Origin of the sequence: Nocardia sp. NPDC051052, from assembly GCF_044456045.1 — a bacterium.
In the GTDB taxonomy this organism is placed as follows: Bacteria; Actinomycetota; Actinomycetes; order Mycobacteriales; family Mycobacteriaceae; genus Nocardia.
Genome location: NZ_JBITFL010000004.1, coordinates 402,539 through 419,686 on the forward strand (window position 1 = coordinate 402,539; position 17,148 = coordinate 419,686).

The window sequence follows — 17,148 nt, forward strand, 5'->3', positions numbered from 1 at the left end:
ACATCGTGTACGCCGCGCAGCCCCGCTGACGATAGCCATCCCGCATGACGATATAGGTCCAAGGTAAGTCGGCGAGTCGCCACAAATAAGACTTGCTGTTGTTAACTGTGGCACAGGATCGCTAGCCGGCCGGTCGGCGAGACTGATCTTGGCCACCGGGTGCCGAGGGCTGATCGCACGGACCGAGAGCCAGCGGTGTCAGTGACTCGACAGAGTGCCCACCTGTCCACGGGGAACGCGGTCATGCCACCTTGTTACGATCTGCGCGCTACCGAGGAGGGTGGGTGTCGGACTTCAGGCGATTGCCGATGGGTGTGGATCCGTACAAACCGAGTTCGGCGCGGATCTACAACTACATGCTCGGTGGCAAGGACTATTACGACGCGGATCAGGAGTATGCCGAGCGGGTGCTGAAGGTTGCGCCGGACTCGAAAGCCTTGGCGCAGATGAGCCGTCGGTTCTTGCTGCGAGGTGTCAGGGTCGCCGCCGAAGCCGGGGTCCGTCAGTTCATCGATATCGGTGCGGGGATCCCGATTTCACCGTCTGTCCACGACGCGGCCTGCGAAGTCGACCCGTCGGCGCGGGTGGTCTCGATCGACTTCGACCCTGTCGTGTTCGCGCACGCCACCGCGTCGAGCTCGTCCGGTGATACGCCGATGCTGGCCGACCTTCGGCACCCCGACACCATGATCGATCGGCTGGCCGCGGAAGCGCTGATCGACTTCGACAAGCCGGTCGCTTTTCTGGTCGTCGGCGTCCTGCATTTCATCATGGACGATGAACACCCTGCCGATATCATCGCCCGATTGCGTGCCGCGATGGCTCCCGGCAGCTACCTCGTTCTCACCCATGCCTCGAGTGACTCCGACTCGCACTTCATCAGGCAGGCTACGGCCGCCACCAAAGGAAGTACGGCCGTGCCGAGGTTACGCTCGCACGCCGAGATCGCTTCCTACTTGGACGGATTCACCATCCTCGACCCCGGATTGGCCGTCATCCAAGACTGGCTTGACGATGACTCACCCGTCACGCGCGTCGAGATCCTCGGCAGCATCTGTTGCAAGCCGTAGCTCTCCGGGTGTCAGTGCAGCGTCTTTCGGTGCGTGTTGTCGAACGGGATGAATTCATCCGTTCGACCGGCGCGGAGCTTGTTGACCCATTCCGGGTCTGAGATCAGTGCGCGGCCTACGGCGGCGAGATCGAATTCGCCGCGCTCGTACTGTTGCACCAGTCTGTCGATGTCCGCGACACCGGCCGCGCCGTCTTTGGTGCGCAGGGCGCTGGTGAACTCAGTGTCCAGTCCGATCGAGCCGACCGTGATCGTCGGGACGCCGGTCACCTTCTTGGTCCATCCCGCCAGTCCCAGCACGCCGTCCGTCCCGGGCAGATCCTCGAAAGCGGGGAGCCAATGGCGGCGGGTCGATGCGTGCAATATATCCACGCCGGCGTCCACCAGCGGAGTCAAAACGTCTGCGAGTTCAGCAGGTGTCTGCGCGAGACGAGCGCGGTAGCTGTTCGATTTCCACTGCGAGAAGCGGTAGATGATGGCGAAGTCAGGGCCGACGGCCGCGCGGATCGCCGCCACCACTTCGGCGGGGAACTTGCTGCGTGACGGTATCGAGCCACCGTAGGAATCGGTCCGCAGATTCGTTCGTTCCCACATGAACTGATCGAGCAGGTAACCGTGGGCGCCGTGCAGTTCCAGTCCGTCGAACCCGACCCGCTGCGCGTCGAGCGCCGCGTCGACATACCACTGCCGCAGTTGATCGAGATCCTCGCTGCTGAGCTCATGCCCCAACGGATCGCCGTCGAGCGTCAGACCAGACGGGCTGACCGACGGGACATCGGGATTCAGGTCCGGTCGTTCGCCGCGGGTGACGCCGACATGCCACAACTGCGGAACAATCGCACCGCCGACCTCGTGCACGGCATCGACGACCCGACGCCAGCCCGCCAGGCTGTCCTGGCCGTATATCCGCGGCACCCGCGGGCTTTCGCCGGCTGCCGGATCGGGGATATAGGTCCCCTCGGTGATGATCAGCCCAACACCTCCCGCGGCCCGACGCCGGTAGTACTCCGCCACGTCCTCGCCAGGCACCCCCTCCGGCGAGAACTGCCGCGTCATCGGCGCCATCGCGAACCGATTACGCAGATGCAAGGACTTGAGCTCGAACGGCTCGTACAAGCCGTCGACGCCCTGAGTACGCGAGTCGACAATTTCGTTCGCAGAGGTCATGAATTAAGCCAACGTCACCGAGCGCTAGGTCCGTCCCCTTCTGGTTATGACCTAGACCACAGCCAGTCCAGGGGCGATCGGAAGGGGCCCTTCAGCTTCGGCAACGTGTACACATCGGCTTCGTCGACTGCTCGGAGCTGGTCGAGATCAGGCGCCGCGGTCACTGTTGATCAGCCTTGGTCACGCGCAGTTCGGCAACGTTGTCCGGCAGCTCCCTCGCGGCGGCGTGGGGCATGGTGGCGAGCGTCAATCCGAGTGTGTCCAGGATGCGCAGGGTCATCTCGAGGGTCGGTGAGGTCTGACCCGCCTCCAGTCTGCGCACTGATGACACACCGACATCGGCAAGGTCGGCCAGATCGAGTTGGGTCAGTCGCAGTGTGCGGCGTCGCTCGGCGATGAAGTCCCCGAAGGTTGCGAGCGGGGCGGTCTCGCTGCGTGTTCGCCGACGAGGGGCTGGTCTGTTCACTGATCCCCTCCTATCGTTGCTATTGCAGCGTTAGCGCTTCCGGCCGAAGGAATCGGCCTACTGAGTGACTACGTGTCATATCTTATCGATCTTATAGCAACGATAGCATCGCCAGCGGTGGGATTATCTGCGGCGCCCAGGCTAATCGTTGCTATAAGAATGTTAAGCCGAGGTTGATGGCTTACCGTTGGTTTGATTCGGCGCGTCGCTCGTAGCGGGAACGGGCGCGGTCGTAGGCCGTGTGCAGGAGTTCTCGGGTTGGTGCGTCGGTGTGGTTTCCGGGGTTTACGACTGCGAGCCAGCCTGCGGCGCCGTAGGTGGGGTGGGGGATGACTGTGTCGGTGACGCTGTAGTCGACCGCGTTGGTGGTGGGCTGCTGTGGTGGGTGACCGGTCCAGTCGATGAATGCTTCTTTCCCTGCGGCTATGTTGACTCGGAAGGTGTTGGGGCGGTTGAGAAGTGAGCTCTGATCGTCGGGGTAGTCCTTTGTCACGATGGTGGCGAAGGGCTGGGTGTTGGTGGGGACGGTGCCGTCGGGGGAGTAGTAGAAGAAGGTGTCGCCCCAGCTGATTTCGGGCCATTGGTCGCCGGCGCTGGGGCTGAGGGTGAGGACGCCGTCGAGGCTGGCTATGACGTCGATGATTTCGTCTATGGTCATAGGTTCCAGCGTCTCATTCAAGTGCTTGTGTGGACTTGGTGCGCGATTACGAGGAGGTTCGCGTGGAAAACCTCAAATCGCAGGGCAGGCGCACTGTCGATATCGCCCGGCGTGCTGGCTACTCGGTGCAGCAGGTGCGCAATCTCGAGCGTGACGGTGTGCTGCCGCCCGCCACGCGCACGGCAACCGGCCACCGGATCTACGGGGAGATACACCTGCATTCCGCACTTGCCTACCGAGCGCTTGCGGTCGGCGCGGGGCCGACCGAAGCCAAGAAGATTCTCCGAACGGTCCACTCGGGTCCGATCTCGGAAGCGCTCGCTCTACTAGGCGCGGCACACGCCCGACTGCACACCGAACGCATCGAACTCGGGCATGCCAAGCAGGCCGCCGCGTCGATCTCCGTCGAGCCGATCGATGACGTGCACAGCTCTGACTCCATGACCATCGCCGAACTCGCCGACGCACTCGGTGTTCGTCCATCGACGTTGCGGCACTGGGACATCGAAGGTCTGGTCATCCCCGGCCGCACCCGGCAAGGTGCGCGCCACTACACACCGAATCAGGTTCGGGATGCCCGAATCGTTCATCAACTCCGAAAAGCGGGCTACCCCATCGCGCACCTGCGTGCTGTGCTGCCGGAGTTGCGGCGCGCACACCGATCGGCGGACGTGCGGTCCGCGTTGGCCGCCCGGGACGCAGGCATCACCACCCGCGCCACCGCGCTTTTCGACGCCGCCGCGGAACTACGCGCCGTGGTTTCGCTGGCGACATGACTCTTCGACAGCCGTGGCACACCAGTGTCGGCGGACTCGGTTCGCTCGCCCCATCGGCGGCGAGATCGGTGATCGGCGAACCGAACTCAGCCCGCCGCCTCTGCCGAGCCGCACCGACCCCGGTCATCGAGTGAAATAGCTCGAACACAAACACAATTCGCTTCTGATTCGAGCAGGCTCACGCCGACGACTTGCGGTCGCTCGGCGGCAATGGCACGATTCGCACGTTCGGGGGGCTCGTTCGGATTCGCCGAACTCTGTGTTCGACAAACTTTGATGGGGGAAATTCGTGAATCTGGACTTCAGCGCCGACCCGCAGTTCTCGTGGTACGTGGTCCTGCTGTTGGTGAGTGGTGTGGCGATGATCGTCCTGTCCTTCGCTAAATCTCAGGGCAACGTGGGCCAAATACTCAACGCCGTCTTCGGCACACTGTTCGTGGGCTACGGCGTTTATCTCACCTTCATCTTCGACGGCGGCTCGTACTGGATGTTCTTCCAGGCATTCATCCTGCCCATCCTGCTGGTGTTCCAGTGGGCCAAGTCGCTGGGCCGTTCCGGCAACCGTTCCGCGTAGTCCCGGCCGCTGGCCGCTAACTGAGCGGGTGCGTCCAGGCTCACAATTCGCTCCTGAGCTGGGCGAATGCGGCGACCGCCGAGAAAAATAGTTTCGCGAAGCGGCAGGTGGCTACCCCTTGGAGAACGCCAGCGCTGGCCGGTGACGCCACGATGGCGTCACCGGCTGGTCGGCGGAATGGAGTTCGCCAGCACTTGGCGGACTGTCACGACAGCGGGAAGGAACCAAATTCATGTTGATGCTCACCCCCACCGCCATCGAGGTCGTTCGCAACATCACGTCCGCGGACGGCGCGCCGGAGGAGGCTGGTCTGCGAATCTCCACCGCGGACGGTGCCGAGACGCTGCAACTCGAAGTGGCCGCGATACCGGCTGAGCAAGATCAGGTCCTGACGGCCGAGGGATCGCGCATCTTCCTGGACCGGGAGGCCGCCGCCTTCCTGGACGACAAGGTCCTCGATACCGGCACCGACCGCAACGGCGAAGGTGGCTTCGTCATTGCCCAGCAGAGTCAGTTCACCACCGGTAACTGAGCCCGCCTCTCCGTCTATTCGGCCAGATCTAGGCGGCGATCGCCGTGACGGCCGGCGCTAGCGCTTGACGAAATCGGCAGAACGGCTTCCTATCTCAGGATAGGAAGCCGTTCTCGCTAGGGAAACTCGCGTCGGGTCTGCCGATAACGTGCGCGCGGATCAAGCGACGAGGGCGAGATGACTGCCCTTATTCGCCCCGCAGGCTCGCGTCATCAGGCGCGCAACGGCCTCGGCAACCCGACTCGGCTGCTCCATGATCACCGAATGCCCGGCACCCTCGACCAGCACGAAATCCGAATACTCGACGGCCGCGGCCATCGCGACGGAGTGCGACGGCGGCGTCATCAGATCGGCGGAACCGCACAGCACCAACGTCGGAATCCGCGAGAGCACCGCGAGCGTATCGGTCCGGTCGTAGACCATGAAGCCGCTCAAGAAGCTCGCCATCGTCACGATCTTCGTCTCGTTGTGCATCGCGTTGGCAAGGGCGAGCACGCGGGGGCTGACCCGTCGATTGCCGAACTCGGCAGTCCGGATGACGGGAGCGAAAACCTTGCAGGCCAACAGCTTCGCGTGCTGCATCAACACCGGTGCCTGGCGGACCGCGGCCTGGAAGACCGAAACGACCGGGTTGCGCAGCAGCCGCCCGAACCCGGCATCGGCTAGCCCGCTCGCCGCGGTCGCGATCAGCCCGACACCCACGATGCGGGTTCCGATCTCGTGCGGCCGTTGACTGACGTAGGTCAGCACGGCCATGCCGCCCATCGAGTGGCCGACGAGCACAACCGGGCCGGTGGGGGCCACGACATCGAGGACGTCGCGCAGATCGTGCCCGAGCTGCGGGAGGGTGTAGGTCTGCCGGGACGCCGCAGCCGAATCGCCGTGGCCCCGATGGTCGTAGCAGACCACCCGTGCGCCGGAATACTGGCGCAGCAGCGCGTCGCGGACGTCGGTCCAGGACTCGGTGCGCAAGCAATGTCCATGCAGCAGAACGACTGTCAGCTCCGCATTCCGTGGGCCGTACTCACGAACCGCGAGCGCCACACCGTCTTCGGTCGAGACCGTGACACGACGTTCCGCCGAGGTGACGATGGTGCTCGAGATCGACATCGGAGGCTCCGGTTCGCTGGGTGACAGGTTTAACTGTCCGCCACGGCCGGCGCCGACATCAGGCCCCCGAGTGCTGGGCTCGGTCCTCCAAGGTGGAGCAGATCACCACCCAGGGTGTGCGCTACCCCGGTCGATCCGCGGACGCCTGGAGCAGCCGTTCGTTGAGCTGTTTGCGCACCGCGTCGACGTCGATCGGCTCGCCCGTGGCGATGGACTTGTCCAGCTCGACGCAGGCTTGGGCCGCCGCGGTGGAGCGGGGCAGCATGACGGATTCGTACGCGCGCACCGCGTCGTCGAGGGTGGGGTGTGCGGCGATGGCGGCGGCCAGGTCGACGCCGTCGAGCATGGCGAGGTTGGCGCCGATGCCGAACGGGGGCATGAGGTGGGCGGCGTCGCCGAGCAGGGTGCGGCCGGGGACGTGGTCCCAGCTGTGGCCGACGGGCAGGACGAACAGCGGACGGTTGACGAATCCGCCGTCGCCGCAACGCAATAGGTCGAGCAGGCTGTCGTGCCAGCCGTCGAACAGAGTCAGTAGATGTTCGCGTACTGCCGCGGTGTCGTCCAGGTCCAGACCCGCGGTGGTGTACCAGTCGTGCGGGATTTCGAGCCCGGCGTAGACGCGGATGTGGCCGCCGCTGTTGCGCTGGGCGGACAGCATCGTGCGACCGGACTTGGCGATGGTGGTGCCGTTGCCGACCAAGCGGGCCAATGCGGGGTGGCGGGTGTCGGCATCGTCGAGGAACGTTTCGACCAGGGTGGTGCCGGTGTGCGTGGGGACAGCCGGGGAGAGGGCGGATCTGATGCGTGACCAAGCGCCGTCGGCGCCGATGATGAGATCGAACTGCTCGGTTGAGCCATCGCGAAATCGCAGGGTGGTGCCATCGACGGACTCGACAGCCTTCCCCCAGCGGATGGTGCCGGGGGTGAGGGATTCGAGGAACAGACCGCGCAGCTGTCCCCGGTCGATCTCCGGCGCGTAGTCCTCGGCCGGTTGCTGGTGATGCAGGATCTCGGCGGTGCGGGGGTCGAGTGCGCGCAGCTCCTGGCCTTCGGGCCGCGCCAAGGTCTGGAACATCTCGAACAGCCCTGTCGCGCGCAAGGCAACCTGCCCGGTGTCGGCGTGCAGGTCGAGAGTTCCGCCCTGGGTACGCGCGGTGGGGGAGATCTCTTGTTCGAACACGGTGACGGCACGGTCATGCAGTTGGAGGCCGCGCGCGCAGGCGAGGCCGCCGAGACCGGCGCCGACGACAGCGATGCGGGGGCAGGTGGAAGAACTCATGCCACTCATGAAACCTAACTCACTAAAAAAGTGCAATCACTAAACTTTGGTAGTGACTGCATCTTCATTGGGTAGGGTGGGCGGCGTGGACGAACCGATCGGGCGCCGCGAGCGCAAGAAGGCCCAGACCCGTACGTCGCTGGCCGACGCCGCGCTGCGGCTGTTCCTCGAGCACGGCTACGACCGGGTCAGCGTCAAAGACGTCGCCGAAGCCGCGGACGTCTCGGTGACCACGCTGTTCAAGCATTTCCCCAGCAAAGAGGCGCTGCTCTTCGACCTCGACGACGATCTGGAAGCTGGACTCGTCGCAGCGGTCCACGACCGCGCCCCCGGCCAATCCATCCCCGGGGCCTTAAGCGAGCACATCCTGTTGCGGGCGAACAAAGTAGCTGCGGAGGCTGCCCAAACGGCGGCCTTCACCCGCATGATCGCCGACACCCCGGTCCTGCGCGAATACGCCCGCCGCATGTGGCTGCGTCACGAAAACGCCCTGGCGAAGGCGATCGCGGCAGCCGTCGACGCCCCCACCGACGACCTTTCTTGCGCCGCACTGGCCCGCTTCGCCCTCGACGCCAGCGACCTCATCGAACGGCACCCCAACCCGCGCCGTGCCGCGGAAGAAATCTTCGCCCTCCTCGAAAATGGTTGGAACACAACCCATCCCGTATAGCTGATCGCCCCACCGCGCCGGTGGCACGTGCGATCGGGCATGGCGGATCTCGGAAACGCGGAATTGCGACCTGGCCCGCAGACGCAGATGGACTCGCCCTTCGCGAATCGGCCGCAGGTTATGCTGCGCTCGATCGGAAGGCGCGAGGGGAGGGGGCGTGGTGCTGGCTGTGGGTGACTCGTTCGCCGGTTACCTTGTCGAGGGTGTGCTCGGGCAGGGTGGCATGGGAACCGTTTATCGGGCTCGGCATCCGCGCCTGCCGCGACTGGTCGCGCTCAAACTGTTGCACCGGGCGGTGTCCGAGGACGAGGAGTTGCGGCGCCGCTTCGAATTGGAAGCCAATGTTGTTGCACGCCTGGATCATCCGGGGATCGTCGGGATCTATGACCGCGGCACCCAGGACGGGCATCTGTGGATTTCCATGCAGTACATCGCCGGTACCGATGCCGCGCGCGTGGATCCTCGAACCGCGCCGCCGGAACACGTCGTGCGGATCATCACCGACACCGCGGACGCGCTGGACTACGCCCATGGGCGCGGAGTGCTGCATCGTGACATCAAACCCGCGAATATCCTGCTGTCCGAACCGATATCGGGACGTGGGCCGCGCGCGGTCCTCACCGATTTCGGTATCGCTCGAATGCTCGACGCCGACACCAAGCTGACGGCCACCGGAACCTTCACCGCCACACTCGCTTACGCGTCACCGGAACAATTATCCGGCGAGCGGGTGGATCACCGCGCCGACCAGTATTCGCTCGCCTGCACGCTTTTCACCCTGCTGGCCGGACAGACGCCCTATCCCGCAACCAATCCGGGGCAGATCGTCGCCGGGCACATCACCAAACCCGTGCCACGGCTCAGCGATCGTCGCCCCGATTTACCGGCGCCGCTCGACGACGTGATCGCCCGCGCGATGGCCAAGCCGCGACACGAAAGATTCGCCAGCTGCAGCGAATTCGCGGAAGCGGCGGTGGCTGCCCTGTCCGGTCGAAGCGCTGTGCTCGGATCCCGAACGTCGCCGACCGTGCTGAACAGTCGACCCGATCCGGCAACCGCTATTGATGGCGATCTGCGGCGCCGCACTGCCCCGACGGCGCTGAACCGCCCATCGGGTCCGGTCGGCGAGTCCGTGTATCCGTGGCAGCTGACGCCGGTGGCGGGCCCACCCCGTTTGTCGGGCTGGACCGCGAAAACTGCCGCTGTCGTTGCCTTGCTCTTCGGCTTGATCGTTGGAACGGGTGCAGTCGGCGCAGTGGTCGACCTGGATACCGGACCTGACGCCGATGTGGCTACTCAGATCACCGTAGCGGTCATCGCCACCTCACTATCGCTGCTGCTGATCGGCGGTTCGTTGGCGCTACTGGCGCGAAAGCGCGTCGGAAGGCTGGTGGTTGCTGGCGGTTCCGCGATCGTCACACTTATCGGTGTGGCCGCCGTAGGTGCTTCTCTCACCGACCATGATTATGTCGTCTTGACAATTATTGGCTGGGTGCCGGTACTTTCGCTCACCGGGTTGTGGTGCGCGACGTCGCGCTCTACCGGCCGGTGGCTTGCGGGCAAGCCTAGATGAGTTGGCGTGCATAAGGACTGGGCGCGTGACAAAGGTGGGCCTCGTTGCGCGAGGCCCACCTTTGTGCTCGCGGGTTCTTATTTCAGGGTGACGTCATCCACGCTGTAGGACCCTTGGCCATACCAGCCGTGGACCCATACGGTGACCTTGGTGGTCGACGCACCGGTGGTGAATTTGGTGGAAAGTTGTTGGTACGCACCGCCGGTTCCCGGTGTCCAGGTGGACGTGTCGGTGGTTCCCGAGCCGGTGACGCCGAGGTAGACGTAGTTACCGTTTACCCATGCCGACAACGTGTACGCGTGATTCGGCTCGACGGTGATCTCTTGCGCGCATTGAGCGGTGTCGCCGTTGCTCGTCGCACCGGTCAGGGCGTTCTTGCCACCGTGCACCGGACTGGTGACGAGCGAGCCGAGGTTGCCCGCGCAAGACCACGGGGTCAGTGCGCCGCTTTCGAAATCGCCGTTGACCACACCGTTTCCGGTGGGCGGCGTCGTGGTTGTGGTCGGCGGAACCGTCGTGGTTGTGGTGGGTGGAACGGTGGTCGTCGTCGACGTCGGCGGCGTGGTCGGTGTGGTCGTCGGCGGGGTGCAGCCTGCGGCGCTACCGTCGACGGTCTTGATCACCTGGTTGAACAACGTCGATGCCGGATCCAGGTTTTCCAGCGAGTACATCATCGCGCCGCCGAGTCCCTTGCAGTGCAGGTAATCCGACTTGGCCTGGATGGATTGCAGCGAGTCGCCGCCCCAGAAGTTGGTGCCGTCATAGAAGTAGGCGGCCTGCGCTACGGGGTCGTAGAACGTGCGTGACGGATTGTCGACGACTCCGGACAGCTCCTTGTACATCCGGATGCCGGGGACGTTCCCGGAGGACGGGCCGCCCGGCGCCGGACCGGTCGCGGGTTGGAACAGCCCATGGTTGTTGCCGGGCTGCACACCCGTCCAACCGCGGTAATAGAACGGATAGCCGATGGTCAGCTTGTTCGCCGGGAAGCCACCGGGGATGCCGTAGGAACTGTCACCCGTGGTCCACGCGGTGACCGCCTCATCTATGTTGTATTTCGCGTTGCCCGGCGGGACCGGGTTCATCGGGTCGTCCGGCCTGCTGTAGATCGGATCCTGGAAGTTGGTCGGGCCCTTGGCATCCCACGCCCCATGCATGTCATAGGTCATGACATTGACGAAATCGAGGTAGTTGCCGAGGTTGTTGGTCTCGTAGTTGCGGATCTTGTCCTGCCCCGCCCCCACGGCCGCGGTCAGCGAGTAATGCTTGTTGTCGGTCACGCCCTGCGCGTCCAGCTGCTTGCGCAACTCGGCCGTCAGCAACGTGAAGTTCGCCCGGTCGGCGGGCGAGGCGTGGTTGCCGAGATGCCCGCCACCGCCGGGATACTCCCAGTCCAGATCGAGACCGTCGAAGATGCCCTTACCGGTTCCCGGGCCGCCGTAACCATCGGCCTTCGGCAGGTTGCCTTTGATGAACATGTCGATGCAGGAGGACGCGAACTTCTTGCGCGAGGCATCGGTCGCGGAGATATCGGAGAAGAACTTCGAGTACGTCCAGCCGCCGATCGACAACAGCACCTTGAGGTTCGGGTGCTTCGCTTTCAGCTCCTTGATCTGCTTGAAGTTGCCGACGATCGGGTCGTTCCAGGCGTCCGCGGTGCCGTCGACACTGATTGATGCGCCGAACGACTTGCCGTAGTCGGCGAATGAATCACCCGCGCCGTCACCGGCATTCGGGTTGTTCTCGTCCTGGCTCGCCGCCTTGTTCGCCTCGAAGCAGGTCAGGTCGGTGGGGTGGATGTTCGCGAACGCGTACATCATGTAGTCGAGCTTGCCCGCCATACCCGAGGTGTCGACGTTCTTGAGGTAGAAGGCGTTTTCGTAGACCGACCATTGGTTGTAGTAGCCGATTTTGACGCCGCCGGAGGTCGGGGGAGCAGTGGCCGCGGTCTGGGCCGGCGCGTTGGTGAATCCCACCAACACCGCCGCTATGCCGATCAATAGACTCGCGACCATTGCGACGAGCCCGGTAGATTTCGCCGTTCGCATGGGGTCCTCCCTATGGGGACATTGGATCGGTCCCCGATGAACGGAGTCGCATAAGGGTCAGCGAATCGTTCACCGCGACATTTCTGTGTGCGCGCGGCGATGGCCCGAAGATCGTAGGCGAACGAGAACCGAAATATGTTGTGCTGGTGGCTGTTCCGGTCGATGGGAGTGCCGCCGAGGCTGGACAGCCGTTTGAATCATGACATGAAAGAAGGCGTCCGGATCCCCAGTGTGAGAGTGGGGAACTCGGCACGTCAGCGCGTTATTTCCCCAGTTCCAACGGTATAGACGCACGGTTGTCGAAGGGGGAGTCTGGTGGCGAACCGATGGAAACGCCCGGTTCCTGCCGGTGGTTGCGCCGACAGGAATCAGGACTTCGAACTTCTCATGGCATGATCAATCATCCGGTGACAAGTCGACCCATCGAGTGAACCTCATCGACGTCGCCGCCGGTGATGAAGGACCACGGTGCGGTAAAGAATCCGTTGTCACCCCAACTCGATCCCCATGAATTCTCGATGGTGACGCCATTTGCGTCATATCCGACGATCGTCACCTCATGGCCGCCAACGGTGCGCTCGTTGCGCGACGGGTTGTAGCGGGAGTGGCCCGGGCCCAGGTCCATGAAACTCTGCCTGACCTCGAATCCGATCGGGACCGGCAGACCTGCCGAGATCGCGTTCTTGATGTTGGTCACCCGATCGCCGGAAGACAGATCCTTGGCGCCGGAGAGCTTGTAGTGCGCGGCATTTGCGCGCTCCGACGCGTCGGGCTGGGTGGTGTAGTCGAAATCGCCCTGCCAGTAGTGTGATTTTTGGTCGATCCCCTGGCTGGTCTCCATCGGCAAGGCGACGCCGGCCCAGGTGCCCTGGTCGTCGCCTTTCGCGATCTGTGCGTAGATGTACATCGGCGCCATCGGACCGCCGCTGATCTGCTGCTCGTTCATCAATACGCCGTAGCCGGTGTAACCGGTCGCCCAGGTCACGCAGGACCCGACCGGGCCCTGGTCGCCCGCCGGCGCCGCGAACTGCTTGAGCGAATAGGACGGCGGCGCCACGGCGGAGCCGACACGGACGGGCAGCGCGAATCCGGTGCTGGTGTCCCTGCCCTTGTTGGCCTTCGCGGCTTTCACATCGAATCCGAAGGAATGGTGCTTGAGTTCGGGTGACGTGGGCGGTTGTGCTTGCGCGATTCCCGCCGAGACGAGTCCGACGCCCACCGCGAATGCCACTGCGGCAGGCATGAATGAGTAACGCATGGTGACTCCTGATTGGTGATTTGTCCGTTTTGTCGATTTAGGGCGCAGGCCCTGATGCGCACCGGACGTCGAAAATTGTTGAACTGTGGAACAGTTCGGGCGTTCCGTTGCTACATTGCGAATGCTCCTCGCAAAACTTCAGTGCGGCAACAGCATTGGGTGTTGACATCATGTTTCGGATTGGGGACGTTCCCCACTTGCCGCCGTCGGAAGTCGCGGCGTAGCTTTTCCTGAAATTTCAATAACCCCGAAAGAGGGTGTCCGAGTGCTGTCGCGAAGAAAATTTCATGCCGTGATAATCGCCGCGACAGTGGTGATCATTTCGTTCGGTCATGGTGCATCGATCGCCGAACCGATATCTCCTGGAAAGGATTTCACCGCGCGCCCGACCGGACTGAAGGTCACCTCCGGACTACCCGGCGTCATCGAACCGCGGGTCATGGCCTCCGGTTCCCAAACGCTTCCCTATGCACAGCAAGTGCAAGAGTGGAATCAATGGTGCTGGGCAGCCGACGGCGCCGCCATCTCCACCTACCTCGGCCATCGCATCGCCCAAGCCGACTACTGCAAACTCGTGCACGCCACCGCCGGAAACAAGCTGTGCCCCAATGAGAGCGCCTCGCTGGAGGAGATCGCCAGCGCATTCAAGAAGATCGGCTTCAACGCGTCGGTCGGCTCCCCGTTCTCGATGACCAAAATCGCCGCGGAGATCTCGTCGAACCGCCCGATCCTCACCGGAATCGCATGGGCCGCGGGTGGTGGCCACGCCCAAGTCGTCTACGGCTACGACGCGGATACCGGCACCGTCACTTACGGAGACCCGTGGCCGACCTCGCAGCGGATAGTCACGCAGACCCTCGCGTCGTACACACAGAACTCCGAATGGGCATGGTTCGGCGAAGATTACGGAATAACGAAAAAGAAATGACCCGGCGCGCGCTCTACGTAGCAGCACTCCTGTGCGCCGCCTGCGCAATTCAAGGATGCGCGGCCCACGCCCCCGCAAATACCGACGTCAGCTCGGCAACCACCCCCGACGCCGACACGATCGACCGAGTACTCGAATCACCGGCGACAACCCAACTGGCCGCCTCATTCCTGCGATCCCAACAACCGCCGATCAACGAAACCTCGCCGCCTCTCCACCGAACCGGCGACAACGTGACGATCTACGCAACCAACCTCGAGTTCGCGACCGATCCCCAGTCCTCATTGCAAACCGCCGGCACCCCGTCATACATCGCCGTACCAGTAAGAATCGACCCCCAGACCGACCCCGACACAATCCAACTCACCCCGACCCCGCCCTACACCCCGCGAGCCATCGCAACAGGAACCGAGGAATCCCGAGCAGCCCAGTCCCTACCGCCCAACGCCCACCTACTCCTGGACTACCCCTCCCACACCTGGTTCGCCTGGACCCAAACCCAAGTCACCACAATCTCATCCAGCACAAACCCCGATATGAACGGGCGAGAATTCGACACGAACCAATTCAAACAATGGCTGACATCACGGTGAGTTCCGCCATGGCGTAACGCTGCGGCCTGGAGGCCGTCCGAGAACCCCTATGTGCGGTTTTTGGCGGGGCGGTTGGTGGCGGCGCGGCGTTCGGCTTCCTTGGTGGCGATTCGCTCGTTTTCCTTCAGGACCTCGGCGTAGGTTTCGCGTTCGCGGACCAGCCACTCCGGGGGGTCGGCGAGGAGGGCGGCGATTTCGTCGGCCGTGAGGGCGTCGGAGACTTCGGCGCGGGAGAGGCCGGAGTTGGAGACGCCCAGTTTGCGGGCGGTGATGTCGCGGGGGAAGGGGCCGGTGCGGCGGAGGTCGGTGAGCCACTCCGGGGGGTTGGTGCGGAGGGCGTCGAGGTCGGTGCGGGAGAGGGGGGTGTTGCGGAAGGATTCGGGGGCCGCGGGAAGGTAGATGCCGAGCTTGTTGGCTGCGGTCAACGGCTTCATCATCTGGGGGTTAGGTTCCGGGCTCACGACTCCACCTCGCTGGCGCTCGGCTCCGCCGTGCGCCCGAGGGGGCTGTGCCATTGATTTACTCGCTGTCGCTCGCTCATTGGAACCAGCGTATCGGGTGGCGATAGTGTTCCTGTCATGAGCCGGTTCGAGTCGATCGATGTCGTGCGGCTGCGGTGGTTTGTCGCGGTTGCCGAGGAGCTGCATTTCGCGCGGGCGGCGAAGGAGTTGAATATTTCGCGGCAGCGGTTGAGTCAAACGGTGATCGAATTGGAGGAGGAGCTGGGGACGAAGCTGTTCGTGCCCGGTGCGCAGCCGACGCGGTTGACCGAGGACGGGGAGGAGCTGCTGGGGGAGGCGCGGGAGTTGATCGCGCGGGCGGCGGCGGTTGTCGAGGAGGTTCCGGCCGGCCCTGCCGCGTTGCGGGTCGGCTTCGTGCCGGGGGTGACGGTGTCGAAGTGGACGCGGATCTGGAGTGAACGGTTTCCGGATACGTCGCTCGAGGTGGTCGGAGTGCCGATGGGCGAGCAAAACGTGGCGTTGCGGGAGGGGCGGGTCGATCTGTGCTTTGTCCGGTTGCCGATCGATCGGGACGGGATGAGTGCGATTCCGCTCTATCGGGAGCTGCCGGTGGTCGTGGTGCCGAAGGATCATCCGATCTCGGTGTTCGAGCAGGTGAGCATGGCGGACCTGGCCGATGAGCGGATGCAGGACGCCGCCGATATCGACGCAGTCGATGGGGTCATCGAACTTGTCGCGGCGGGCGTGGGTGTTGCCGTGGTACCGCATTCGATCGCTCGGCTGCACGCTCGTCGCGACCTCGTGTACCGCACGGTCACCGACGTCGCGGACACCGAGATCGCTTTGGCGTGGCCGACGGATCGGACCAGCGACTTGGTCGAGGATTTCGTGGGAGTCGTTCGAGGCCGTTCCGAGCGCAGCTCGCGGTCTCCGGCTGCGCGAGCCAAAAGCCCTGAGCCGCAGAAGAAATCAGCGGCGAAGCGGGCCAGTGGACGGCCGAGCCCGGCAAGGAACTCGGTCGCCAAGAAGAAGCCCGCGAAACGCCGAGGCCGCTAGCTCCCGGGCGAGCCGACCCACCCCGCCGAACCAATCGACTACAGCTGCACCTTCATTCGGGATCGGCACTCGCTTTAGGGCCCTAAAGCGAGTGCCGATCCCGAGAAAGAGTGCGGATTTGGCGCCGTAACGCCGAAAGCTATTCGCCTATCGGCGAGTTCAGCCGCAAACTCGGTTGAGTTGGTCGGTGACCGGGTCCAGGTCGCTGATGTTGTCGTCGGCCAGTGCGTTGGCGTAGGCGAGGATGACGTCCTTCTCGGCCTGTTCGCCGCCGCTCGCGGCGATGGACAGCAGCGTGACGTGCAGCGCCTTCGCGACCGGGGCCTCCAGGACACCGTTGGGGGATCCGTCGATGGCCTTGTTGATCGCGTCGACGGCGCGGCCGCAGGTCTCGGACTGGGCGTTGGCCGTCGCGGCGGGCAGCAGCAACAACGAACCGACGGCGCTGGCGGTCAGCAGCGCGGCGGCAAAAATCTTGGGCATAACGTCCTCACGGTCTGGTCAGCAGCGAAGGTCCGCAACCCGAATCGGATCGCGGACCTCTCGACGCAAACCGTACTAGACGGTTTGGCTCGATGAAAGCCGATATATCTGAGGGCATTCGGCCCAGCGGGACGCCCGACTAGCGCGGCTTGCGGCGCAGGAACGAGTCCCGGACCAGAATGCCGATGATGGCGAGGGCGAAACCGACCAGGAAGATGTCCTCGACATGTCCCTTGTGGTTACCGATGACCATCGCGACCAGGATGAACGCGACGATCCAGCCCGCGACGCGGAAGGTGCGGGGCGACTCACCGCTCCACCCCCACGCGGCGGAGGGAACCTCGGCGGTGTCCACGTGAGTGACGATGCCGCGCTCGGTGCTGGCGGGTTCGATTTCCGTGGCGGCCACGATTCGCTCCTTAGCTGGTTCGGGATGGACTGCTGCTC

At 64.0% G+C, this 17,148-nt stretch carries 19 protein-coding genes; 9 read left to right on the forward strand and 10 right to left on the reverse strand.

Translation table 11 applies throughout. From position 1 onward, the window contains the following. Nucleotides 1–284: 284 nt before the first annotated feature. The gene (locus tag ACIBCN_RS15845) at nt 285–1,070 is read left to right on the forward strand and encodes an SAM-dependent methyltransferase (RefSeq protein WP_396992256.1); all 786 of its coding nucleotides are present in this window, start codon (nt 285–287) and stop codon (nt 1,068–1,070) included. 11 nt (nt 1,071–1,081) lie between these two features. Here the strand turns inward: ACIBCN_RS15845 and ACIBCN_RS15850 are convergent, their stop codons facing one another. The 3 genes from ACIBCN_RS15850 to ACIBCN_RS15860 form a co-directional block, all read right to left on the reverse strand. After that, nucleotides 1,082–2,236: an NADH:flavin oxidoreductase gene (locus tag ACIBCN_RS15850; RefSeq protein WP_396992257.1), complete on the reverse strand. Its 1,155-nt coding sequence runs from the start codon at nt 2,234–2,236 to the stop codon at nt 1,082–1,084. A 160-nt stretch (nt 2,237–2,396) separates the two neighbouring features. After that, on the reverse strand, nt 2,397–2,702 hold the full coding sequence (locus tag ACIBCN_RS15855) for a helix-turn-helix domain-containing protein (RefSeq protein ID WP_396992258.1): 306 nt from the start codon (nt 2,700–2,702) through the stop codon (nt 2,397–2,399). A gap of 181 nt (nt 2,703–2,883) precedes the next feature. Next, on the reverse strand, nt 2,884–3,360 hold the full coding sequence (locus ACIBCN_RS15860; RefSeq protein ID WP_396992259.1) for a DUF6194 family protein: 477 nt from the start codon (nt 3,358–3,360) through the stop codon (nt 2,884–2,886). Nucleotides 3,361–3,422: 62 nt separating this feature from the next. On the opposite strand from ACIBCN_RS15860, the gene ACIBCN_RS15865 reads away from it, so the two are divergent. The 3 genes from ACIBCN_RS15865 to ACIBCN_RS15875 all read left to right on the forward strand — a co-directional run bounded on the left by ACIBCN_RS15865 (nt 3,423) and on the right by ACIBCN_RS15875 (nt 5,242). Continuing rightward, nucleotides 3,423–4,136, forward strand: a complete 714-nt coding sequence (locus ACIBCN_RS15865; RefSeq protein WP_396992260.1) for a MerR family transcriptional regulator — start codon at nt 3,423–3,425, stop codon at nt 4,134–4,136. 289 nt (nt 4,137–4,425) lie between these two features. Continuing rightward, on the forward strand, nt 4,426–4,710 hold the full coding sequence (locus ACIBCN_RS15870) for a hypothetical protein (protein WP_396992261.1): 285 nt from the start codon (nt 4,426–4,428) through the stop codon (nt 4,708–4,710). A gap of 232 nt (nt 4,711–4,942) precedes the next feature. Next, entirely contained in the window at nt 4,943–5,242 is a 300-nt protein-coding gene (locus ACIBCN_RS15875; RefSeq protein ID WP_396992262.1) for a hypothetical protein, read from the forward strand. Nucleotides 5,243–5,401: 159 nt separating this feature from the next. Here the strand turns inward: ACIBCN_RS15875 and ACIBCN_RS15880 are convergent, their stop codons facing one another. Further along, nucleotides 5,402–6,352 carry an alpha/beta fold hydrolase gene (locus ACIBCN_RS15880; RefSeq protein ID WP_396992263.1) on the reverse strand — a complete coding sequence of 317 codons (951 nt, stop codon included), beginning with the start codon at nt 6,350–6,352 and terminating at the stop codon, nt 5,402–5,404. 121 nt (nt 6,353–6,473) lie between these two features. Beyond that, nucleotides 6,474–7,631: an FAD-dependent oxidoreductase gene (locus tag ACIBCN_RS15885; RefSeq protein ID WP_396992264.1), complete on the reverse strand. Its 1,158-nt coding sequence runs from the start codon at nt 7,629–7,631 to the stop codon at nt 6,474–6,476. An 85-nt stretch (nt 7,632–7,716) separates the two neighbouring features. Between ACIBCN_RS15885 and ACIBCN_RS15890 the strand changes: the two genes are divergently transcribed. Together ACIBCN_RS15890 and ACIBCN_RS15895 are read left to right on the forward strand one after the other, a co-directional pair. Further along, nucleotides 7,717–8,301 carry a TetR/AcrR family transcriptional regulator gene (locus ACIBCN_RS15890; RefSeq protein WP_396992265.1) on the forward strand — a complete coding sequence of 195 codons (585 nt, stop codon included), beginning with the start codon at nt 7,717–7,719 and terminating at the stop codon, nt 8,299–8,301. A 157-nt stretch (nt 8,302–8,458) separates the two neighbouring features. Next, a complete protein-coding gene (locus ACIBCN_RS15895) occupies nt 8,459–9,874 on the forward strand; it encodes a serine/threonine-protein kinase (RefSeq protein ID WP_396992266.1) in 1,416 nt (471 codons plus the stop codon). A 77-nt stretch (nt 9,875–9,951) separates the two neighbouring features. Here the strand turns inward: ACIBCN_RS15895 and ACIBCN_RS15900 are convergent, their stop codons facing one another. Further along, nucleotides 9,952–11,922 (reverse strand): glycosyl hydrolase family 18 protein, encoded by a 1,971-nt coding sequence (locus ACIBCN_RS15900; protein ID WP_396992267.1) that lies wholly within the window; start codon nt 11,920–11,922, stop codon nt 9,952–9,954. Between the two features lie 400 nt (nt 11,923–12,322). Further along, nucleotides 12,323–13,180, reverse strand: a complete 858-nt coding sequence (locus ACIBCN_RS15905; protein ID WP_396992268.1) for a C1 family peptidase — start codon at nt 13,178–13,180, stop codon at nt 12,323–12,325. Between the two features lie 310 nt (nt 13,181–13,490). On the opposite strand from ACIBCN_RS15905, the gene ACIBCN_RS15910 reads away from it, so the two are divergent. Both ACIBCN_RS15910 and ACIBCN_RS15915 read left to right on the forward strand, forming a co-directional pair. Then, complete coding sequence (locus ACIBCN_RS15910; RefSeq protein WP_396992269.1) at nt 13,491–14,108, forward strand: papain-like cysteine protease family protein; 618 nt, start codon at nt 13,491–13,493, stop codon at nt 14,106–14,108. Further along, the gene (locus ACIBCN_RS15915) at nt 14,105–14,701 is read left to right on the forward strand and encodes a hypothetical protein (protein ID WP_396992270.1); all 597 of its coding nucleotides are present in this window, start codon (nt 14,105–14,107) and stop codon (nt 14,699–14,701) included. The genes ACIBCN_RS15910 and ACIBCN_RS15915 overlap by 4 nt, the downstream gene beginning before the upstream one ends. A 47-nt stretch (nt 14,702–14,748) precedes the next feature. Here ACIBCN_RS15915 and ACIBCN_RS15920 read toward each other — a convergent pair whose 3' ends face one another. Beyond that, nucleotides 14,749–15,162: a DUF5997 family protein gene (locus ACIBCN_RS15920; protein ID WP_396992271.1), complete on the reverse strand. Its 414-nt coding sequence runs from the start codon at nt 15,160–15,162 to the stop codon at nt 14,749–14,751. A 117-nt stretch (nt 15,163–15,279) separates the two neighbouring features. Between ACIBCN_RS15920 and ACIBCN_RS15925 the strand changes: the two genes are divergently transcribed. Continuing rightward, on the forward strand, nt 15,280–16,218 hold the full coding sequence (locus ACIBCN_RS15925; protein ID WP_396992272.1) for a LysR family transcriptional regulator: 939 nt from the start codon (nt 15,280–15,282) through the stop codon (nt 16,216–16,218). Nucleotides 16,219–16,377: 159 nt separating this feature from the next. Here the strand turns inward: ACIBCN_RS15925 and ACIBCN_RS15930 are convergent, their stop codons facing one another. Further along, nucleotides 16,378–16,701 carry a hypothetical protein gene (locus tag ACIBCN_RS15930; protein WP_396992273.1) on the reverse strand — a complete coding sequence of 108 codons (324 nt, stop codon included), beginning with the start codon at nt 16,699–16,701 and terminating at the stop codon, nt 16,378–16,380. A gap of 139 nt (nt 16,702–16,840) precedes the next feature. After that, on the reverse strand, nt 16,841–17,110 hold the full coding sequence (locus ACIBCN_RS15935; RefSeq protein ID WP_396992274.1) for a DUF2631 domain-containing protein: 270 nt from the start codon (nt 17,108–17,110) through the stop codon (nt 16,841–16,843). Nucleotides 17,111–17,148: the final 38 nt, after the last annotated feature.